The sequence below is a fragment of the Oligoflexus sp. genome, assembly GCF_035638955.1.
Taxonomy (GTDB): Bacteria; Bdellovibrionota_B; Oligoflexia; order Oligoflexales; family Oligoflexaceae; genus Oligoflexus.
Genome location: NZ_DASQYZ010000101.1, coordinates 1 through 7,995, shown reverse-complemented (window position 1 = coordinate 7,995; position 7,995 = coordinate 1). Strand labels below are relative to the sequence as shown.

The following is a 7,995-nucleotide window of genomic DNA, read 5'->3' as shown; positions in this document are numbered from 1 at the left end:
TATAATGGCGAACCGACATGCCGACCCCCCCAATTTCCAGGCACATTTGGGATGACTTTACATGTCAATAAGAGCAGATTCACCAGCGAATAATACCGTCAATTGTATCAGGAGGCTGTCCGGCTGCTGGACCCATCCTGGTTTTTTATCCTCCAGCTTTTTGAGATCACCTTCCGCCATCTCCAGATCCGTCTGGGCCATAAGATACTCCCTTTGCTCCTACATTCGTCCAGGTCCTTATCGGTGAGGACATCGCACACTGGTAAGCAGGAGTGGAACTCGAACTCACGGCGCGCCCCCGCAGGGGGATTTCTGCGCGGCGTGAGCTCGAGTGCAGTGGACCCGGTCAACACCCCCCATCCCTGGGACCCTTTTTCATGCTCCCGCCCGTTTCCCGACTTCCCTTTTCTGAACCGAACGATCCCGATCCCCGGCCCTCATCACGTTGACTTGCATGGGCAACTGTCTTTCGCGCAAGTGCTGTCCTCGTCACTTCGCGGAATTTTCGGGCTCGCCGGCTCTTCACCTGGCTCATTGCTCCTCCAAAGCTTGGCAAAAAATTCCTCTTCTCTTCTGCGGGAGTACACCGCCGCTGGGCGGCTTTGCACGCGCCCTTTGCCATGCGCCTTTGATCTTCGAACCCAGGGAATCGGTCCCGGCCTTCACGAGGAGAATGGATCATGAAAAGCGCAATGAAGAAGAGTCCAAAAAAACGCATGGAGCTGTCCGGCTACGTCCTTGGCAAGGAGTCACGACATGAGGCCGAAGCGGCCCTGACTCTGCTCGTGGGGCTGAATTCTGCCGAAGGCATGGCAAGTCCCATGCACATCGTCCTGGTCAGAGTCACGGGTCCTCTGGCGAGACTTTGTAACGAAGAGCTTTTGTTAGGGGATCAGATTCTGGTCCGGGGCATCTTTCGTTCGCAGAGCTTCCGAGACGCATCAGGCACGCTCTCTATCATCCGGCAACTGGACGCCATCATGGTCATTCCGCTTCATCTCAATCTTTAGGTGATCGCTATTTCATGCCAAAAAATGTGCCTTTAAAGGTTCAATGGAGCCGGAGCGTCACAGCTCCTGGCATCCTGAATTGCCTGAAGGATGCAGCTGAAGAGCGACACCCTAACCAACCGGACGGTTGAAATCGTTCTCAGACAAGGAATATAACTCAATTCTTAATCAGATTATGGCATACATCCATTGTCCCTACGCGGTTTCAGAGGACACCAACCACACAAAAGGATTTTAACCTCATGCCTGACTTAACTCTAAGCGATCTTGCCCAGGAAAAACTCTCAAGCGAAATCTTTGTTGCCGTCACCCCGGAGCAAAACCTTGGTGACATTCTCGGCCTGCATGACGAAGCGACGAAAAAAAATGGAAATTATGTTGTCTATCGCTACCTCGGCATGAGTGCAGAATCCCTCGATCTTTCAAGCTCCACTTTCATTCTGGTGGATAAGGGACTCGATGAAAGCCAGAAGATTCCGACCAAGAAAGGTTTTTCCGCTTACTCCCTCAGACTCCCGATTGGAGCCAGGCTCAAGGCTGCAACAGTAAACTGGAGCATTTTTGAAGTTGGAAAGCAGGCTGGTGGTGGTAACGATCTTGAGGCTGACAACCGTTCAAGGCTGGAGCTGATAAACGGAACAACATTTGAAACGGGCCTTGGACGGACATTGAGAATTGTCTGGTCAGGTGATGTCGACGGCGGATACCAGGGGGATAGTATTGGGGTTGAGCAGGGCGTGGAACGCAGGTCCAGAGGGGTCGGCAACGGCAACAACTTCCGAAATTTCCAACTGGATGTTTATCGTGAGAAGGACGGCATCTTCCTCCCAGCCGGGTCGATTACAGTGCCTGTGTACAATGGACCGCTTAGCGCGGGTCGCTCCAGCGCATCATTCAGGACCTATTTCGCAACAACAGGCGAAGTGGTCCTTTACTGCGATTACACGGTAAGAGGGGAGCCGAGACGCAGCGATATTTCTGTTTTTGCCCGCGACGATTGGTAAGTAAAGGTTAAGGGTGCGGCAGAAATCACACCCTTTCTCTTCAGTTCACGCGGCGATAAGTGCAGATTGTCTCGTAGTTGTCCGAAGATCCATTGGAGCGCTTGATCTTCAATTTCAGGGAAGTTTCCAGCGTTTCACCTTTCAGCGACACGGTATAGCTTTCTTCCTTATTCACGGGCGTAACCTTGCCTTGGTCAGTGAATTCAGCGTTGCCAAGTACCTTGGCTGTGAAAGTCTTGCGATCTTCGAGCCAGCTTGCGTAGGTTGTAAAATTCCAGAAAGTATCAGCCAGCCTTGTATGCATGACTTTTCCCTCGCGCCCGATTTTATAAACCAGGGGAATGGGATAGTCAAAATCAAAGAATGCGATATCCGTGCAGCCATCCTGAAAGATCTGAAGCTTTGCCTGAAGACTTTTTCCGGCTTCGCTGCATTCTCCTTCCCACTGTCCGGAGATCATAGAACAGGTTCCCGGCTCACCTTCTGACAGAATTTTGTGAAACTTGGGACGTGCTTCTGCAGTCAGGGGGATGGCCACCAAAAGACAGGCGCTCATGAATGCCTTCATGTTCCACTTCCTTCCTAATTTTGTAAAAATATTATCCTGGCATCATATCCTGGTTGGGATCAGCAGGCAAGAATAGGCCCCCAAACGGGGGCTGGGCTCGGGGATCGGCTCTGTCGCAAACCTTTCCAAGGGTCACATGAGGTTTTGAAGGGGTCCATCCCTGGACGCATTTATCCTGCGAGGGCGTAAAACTGTTCGAATGGAGTGGAGCCCGGGATATCCAACTGGCCTTTTTGATCATGGCCATTATCTCAATGCCGGCAATTGTTTTCGCAGCCGACATGAAGGTTTTAAAGCCCAGCATGGGCCTTGTCTTTTGCCGGACCCGCCTGTGATCCTGCTCCACAATGTTGTTGAGATATTTCATCTGCCCGAGCTCAATGTCAGTTGAATGTTCATCATTGAAAGCCTTGAAGCCGGCGGCGTTTGCTCCTGACTTGTCGGTATTGATCTTTCCGGGGACACCATGCTGACGAACGGCCTTTTTCAAAAACCTGAGAGCCGCTTTCTGATCCCTCTTTGCCGCAAGGAGAAAGTCTATCGTATCGCCATCCTCGTCCACGGCCCGGTAAAGCCATTTGAGATTCCCCTTGACCTTGATAGCCATCTCATCCCAAAACCAGCGGCCCGATACCGGCTTTTTCCTTTTTCTGAACTCGGCCTCCAGCTCCTGGGTATAGCGGAGGCCCCACCGATGGATTGTCGAGTGATCGACATGAACGCCACGCTCAGACATCATTTCCTCGATATCCATCGTGGAGAGCTTATAGGCGGATGGAGGTCAGGATAATGGACTTCTTGAAATGCCGTCCTTTGAAGCTCAGCGCCATAACCACTCCCTGGATACGGTGAACTCGGGACTATGACGAGGCCCAGGTCAAAACACCAGAGATTTTTTGCAACACAACCTAAGTGTGTGCGGGTGACTCTGCGCCTCACTCAGGAGGGAAAAAATCTTTCCATAAGGGAATTCCGAATCGCTTTGCTTGGCGTTCACAGCGTTTCGCCATCAGATAGCCATAAAAAACACTAGAACAGCATCCTCCAACGAGAAGTGGAAAAAAATCTGACCTGGATACATCCTGAAATAAGCCCGGAGCTGCCATGATAAGTGTCCACGGAATGCCTGTGATTGTGCCTATGGAAATCCAGTTTTCGTAGAAACCCGTGAAGTGCGGCGGGGCTTTTTCAATCCCCAAGCGCCACAGGAGCTTATACAACGGTGGTTGGTAGTCGTAGCTTTTGATCTTGCTATCCTGGCAAAGGTCTAGTGCGTGTCGGAGTTTCTCTTGGAACGTCATACAACCCTCAGTTCAATGTCTGTAAACTATTCTGCTGCCCAATCATAAAACTCCAGCAACAGGCATCTCAGTTGATTTGGATGAAGATATTAACGGTCAGATTGCTCGAACGGTTGTATGTATCACCACTCAGCGTGTGACCGAGATTGATGTCACCAGAAACCGATACACCGAAGGTTTTCGCGACAACCGAATGTTGAGAGAGTCGCACCCCAACAGAGATATCAAAAGAGGTCACAGGAAAACTGGTATTATTGCAGGAAACACCCTCCTTCGCTCATTCTGGGCCCTCCTGGAGAACGTCTTTTGCCAATTCAAAAAGCCATGTACCAGGAGCTTTTTTCTTTAAACTTAACACGTTACGTGTCATAGCCTAGATTAAGCATGGCATTTTGGGGATATTATCTCTTGAACCTGGCGGTGAGTTGTTGATAGAACTCGGTTCCTCCGTCCCCGTGTCATATGGAGTACACCAACTTCTGTGACTTTTAGAGATGGACCGCCAAATGCAAGGCGCAACTCATTTGGCGTTTTAGGATGCTAGTGTTTGGATGAATGCGTCAGAAATAACAAGGGTGTTAGCCCTCAGCGAGAGATGGACCGCTTTACAAGGGGCTGTCGCAACGCTGCATGTGATTTGGGCGTCAAAAGCATGATGATTGAGGGCTGTCGGCATGAAGACAAATCCAGGAAGAAATTCCAACAGCGCGCACTTTTCCAGAAAATTATTTGAAGTCAGAAGGAGCATCGAATTTGAAGGGGACTGTTCTCGACCCAAGGCATCATTTAGAAGCTGCGATTTTTACATTTGGGTCGGTGTTTTCGTTCCTATTCCATTTTTATGTTACGGGCTTTGGTAAGATGTTCGACTGGTACGGAGGAGGTGTATTCAGGCTGGTATTTCTAACCTATTTCATTTCCTACTGCTGCTCTTTCCTGCCAAAGTATAGGCCAATAGCCTTGGAATTTATTTATGTAAGTCTAGTTTATTTCGTGAGCCTTTCAACTCACCTCATCATTGGATACATAGCTAATTCCTACGCCTTTAGTGGGGATATTTTTTCAAGTATTCATGGTGGTGTCTATCTGCTGTTTGGCCCTACTTTACCGGTCGTTATGGTCTTCCTAGTGCCAATGCTACTTGTAATCACGACCCTTTATCATTATATGATTTCGAAAAAATCTTTGTAAACCGTGCAAATCGAAAGAATGCCGTGTGAGGAAAATTTATTTATTGATTAGTTTGCTATGTTTTTCACAAAGCGCGCCAGCGCAATTTTGTGATGACGATGATACTCCCGATCCACCAAGGCGTGATTTCGCAAATGATAAAGTTTTATATATACAAACCAACCTTTCAAGAGAACTGTCAAAGTATAAGGTCTATACGATTCCCCTGGACGAGAACACCGCCAAACTTATGCACGGTACTATTAATGACTTTTCGACAATTATCGCTGATCTTTCACCAGATTTTGACAAGAAAAGAGTAACCAAGCTTGTTGCGGCTCGCATCAATAAATTTGGACCGAATGGTGATCTCATAGTGCCTGCGCTCGAATTGATCGAGCAGGCATACATTTTGGAGAGACCTGAATTCGCAGCTCCGTTGATTGGCATAATAGGCCGCGCAAATCCCCATATGGGATTTGTCTCGCTACAAAAGTTGAGAAAAGACGGTTGGGGATCGTTGACATCAACACTGCGGAATCGGAGTAATTTGATTGCCGCTAGTGACAACATATTCGGACCCGGGATCAATATTTTATCGGAAGATAAAGTCATCGCGGCATTTCGAGGAAAAATAACCAGCAGTCGAGCAGAGGCAGTTCAATCGTTTTTCGGCGGACTTACTGGACGATCGTGGATGAATCCAAGCTTTCAGTCGTCCACGATTCCTGTTCTGAGAGGTCGAATGGATTCCCTCTACAAATTTGATTCTTTTTCCAAGTCCGCCGTGCCAGATTTCAGCAAGTCCCCTTTTGCTAACTACACGGATAGCCAGGGGATAATTATCGACAGGAACTATCAGCTAATGTCGGGATGGTCTGGAGTTTCGGGTTCTTTCGCGAAAGTCGGTTGGCACTATTCAAAGGAAATTGCAAAAAAATGCCTCACGAAGTCGCTGATATGATCTACTCAGAAGGTTGGAGAAGTGGAGTCTATATTTTTGTTGGGGGACTTGGGATGGGTATAGCTGGTGGTACGCTCACAAAAAATCATTGGGGTGCTATAGGCGGTGCTATCGTCGGTGGAGCTTTAGGGTACTATGATTCAACACAAAGAAATCCCGAATGGGAGCATGATCGTAATCTCTACAATATAAATAGGGACTATAACCCAACCGTATCTGGTTCAAAAGCGGACATGCTCAATAAAGAACATAAGGCCGCCAGAGATGACTTTGCTAAAAAAATAAAAGATGATCCAGAAAATGCAGACGCCGTCGGATCTGGGGGACTTGTTAACCCAGACAAACTCACCCTCGAAGCAAGGCAGGCCTATGATCGTCAGGAAATGAAAATACGCCATGAAAGAGAAGACTTGGCATTCGAAAAGCAGCAAAGAATAGATTACGAAAAAAGAAGATATGCTCTGGGAGAAAAGTATGCGGAGGGAGAAATCTCCGATGCTCAGTATAAGGAAGGGATGACAAATCTCGGAAAAAAACAAGACTCAGATAAAAATAAGCTTGAGTCCCGTCAGGCAAATGAACGGTCCAAGCACAATGAACAGTAATCGAACGACTGCAATGCTGCAGGAGACTGTTCGGATGAATATAAGACCATTGAGAATCAGTGGACTGATGATTGTAACAGTCCCTACAACGTTGACATGCGCAATTGCGGGAAAATTGATAAGGACGTCGCAAATGCTTGGCGGATAAGTTTTATGGCTGAACGTTTAGCTCGCCTTATTCTTCTTGATCCCGCCAAGGACTTGGTCATCAAAGGTGGAATGCCAGGCGTGTGTAGTCGTGGGAATGCTGACGCTGTTTGGGCTGATTATGAAAGAAGGAAGACGTGCGACCCTCGTTTTTGTGACCCAAGGGATAGCGATGGGCTGGGTGATATATTCAGAAAACGCGTAACGCTTCCTATGCCCAATGTACCCGATAATTCTCCAAAGGGACCGGGTGTGGTGGATCCTCCTCAATCAAGCGGGGGGGGAGGCAGTGGAAGTGGCGGAAGTTCAGGCGTTTCAAGCTCCGGCGGTGGCGGAGGCCTAAGCCCCGTAGTATGCGATCGTTTGACAGGAAAATGCACGGGCTTGGGTTTGGGCTCGGGCGTGGGTGGCACGCCCGGTGGGCTTAAACCTGAGGGGATTGACCCTCTTTTCCCACACCGTTAAGCGGAAGTAACTTGGCAGTATCGGGATGTGCCCCAACTGCACCACCCGTTCCCGGACCGTTTTTAAAGTCAAGGAAGACCGAAGTGCGGGAAGCTATACTTTCTGCCCTCGTGATTTTCAATACCTTGCTGGCTCTGAAAAGTCGCCACGCAGGCCGAAAAAACATAATAGTTGGCCCAGAATGAAGGTCGCTGACACCTGCGGCAAACTAAGCTTGAAGCACTTTCCCTACCTCGCTTTTATCGCAGAAAAGGGACCAATCTGTTCATAGCCAAAGCGTTCACCTGCTTGTATGGCAGTGACAGAAACCAGTGTTTTTGTCGCGCCCAACACCCACCGTGTTGGAAGCCAGCAAACCCGCATAATGCCGATGACGAAACGCATAACAAAATCAAAGTGTCAAAACCTGTCCCGTCCCAACGCGTTTTGTCACACACCCTGCTGCGGGCAATCCGAATCACTATGAAAAAACATCAGCATGCCTCGACGTCCCACCACTGGATCCGCACGAACGATGCGGGGCATGCATTCAGGCTGGATTTTTTCCGAACCCACTTCCGCGTCCACATACTGCTTCCAAAGCTGCATCTCTGGCGATGGGGTCATGACTTCAGCATGACCCCAGGGCAAACGCATGATTAAAATTAAGACATTAGGACTGTGAAAAGATAGTCATTGTCCCATCCTGCTTTATGCCGTTTTCCCTTGATGCCTCTCTTGGATGTTTTCTCTTGCTTGAGTAAGTTTAAGGCGATTCGTCG

8 protein-coding genes and 1 pseudogene are annotated in these 7,995 nt (G+C 48.8%); 4 read left to right on the top strand and 5 right to left on the bottom strand.

Annotation, left to right across the window (positions count from 1 at the left end; genetic code table 11):
* Positions 1 to 57: 57 nt before the first annotated feature.
* Positions 58 to 201 carry a hypothetical protein gene (locus VE954_RS09735; protein ID WP_324952125.1) on the bottom strand — a complete coding sequence of 48 codons (144 nt, stop codon included), beginning with the start codon at positions 199 to 201 and terminating at the stop codon, positions 58 to 60.
* Positions 202 to 680: 479 nt separating this feature from the next.
* On the opposite strand from VE954_RS09735, the gene VE954_RS09730 reads away from it, so the two are divergent.
* Both VE954_RS09730 and VE954_RS09725 read left to right on the top strand, forming a co-directional pair.
* Positions 681 to 1,010, top strand: coding sequence for a hypothetical protein (locus VE954_RS09730; protein WP_324952123.1), 330 nt, complete (start codon positions 681 to 683; stop codon positions 1,008 to 1,010).
* Between the two features lie 242 nt (positions 1,011 to 1,252).
* Complete coding sequence (locus tag VE954_RS09725; RefSeq protein ID WP_324952121.1) at positions 1,253 to 2,014, top strand: hypothetical protein; 762 nt, start codon at positions 1,253 to 1,255, stop codon at positions 2,012 to 2,014.
* A 40-nt stretch (positions 2,015 to 2,054) separates the two neighbouring features.
* Here the strand turns inward: VE954_RS09725 and VE954_RS09720 are convergent, their stop codons facing one another.
* The 3 genes and pseudogenes from VE954_RS09720 to VE954_RS44170 form a co-directional block, all read right to left on the bottom strand.
* Complete coding sequence (locus tag VE954_RS09720; RefSeq protein ID WP_324952119.1) at positions 2,055 to 2,582, bottom strand: hypothetical protein; 528 nt, start codon at positions 2,580 to 2,582, stop codon at positions 2,055 to 2,057.
* 170 nt (positions 2,583 to 2,752) lie between these two features.
* A pseudogene (locus VE954_RS09715) lies at positions 2,753 to 3,412 on the bottom strand (IS6 family transposase).
* Between the two features lie 105 nt (positions 3,413 to 3,517).
* Positions 3,518 to 3,883, bottom strand: a complete 366-nt coding sequence (locus tag VE954_RS44170; protein WP_414698987.1) for a DUF6404 family protein — start codon at positions 3,881 to 3,883, stop codon at positions 3,518 to 3,520.
* Positions 3,884 to 5,117: 1,234 nt separating this feature from the next.
* On the opposite strand from VE954_RS44170, the gene VE954_RS09710 reads away from it, so the two are divergent.
* Complete coding sequence (locus VE954_RS09710) at positions 5,118 to 6,017, top strand: hypothetical protein (protein WP_324952117.1); 900 nt, start codon at positions 5,118 to 5,120, stop codon at positions 6,015 to 6,017.
* The gene (locus tag VE954_RS09705; RefSeq protein WP_324952115.1) at positions 5,993 to 6,622 is read left to right on the top strand and encodes a hypothetical protein; all 630 of its coding nucleotides are present in this window, start codon (positions 5,993 to 5,995) and stop codon (positions 6,620 to 6,622) included. Before VE954_RS09710 ends, VE954_RS09705 begins: the two co-directional genes overlap by 25 nt.
* A 1,041-nt stretch (positions 6,623 to 7,663) precedes the next feature.
* On the opposite strand, the gene VE954_RS09700 is transcribed toward VE954_RS09705, so the two are convergent.
* Positions 7,664 to 7,870 carry a hypothetical protein gene (locus VE954_RS09700; protein WP_324952113.1) on the bottom strand — a complete coding sequence of 69 codons (207 nt, stop codon included), beginning with the start codon at positions 7,868 to 7,870 and terminating at the stop codon, positions 7,664 to 7,666.
* Between the last annotated feature and the right edge of the window lie 125 nt (positions 7,871 to 7,995).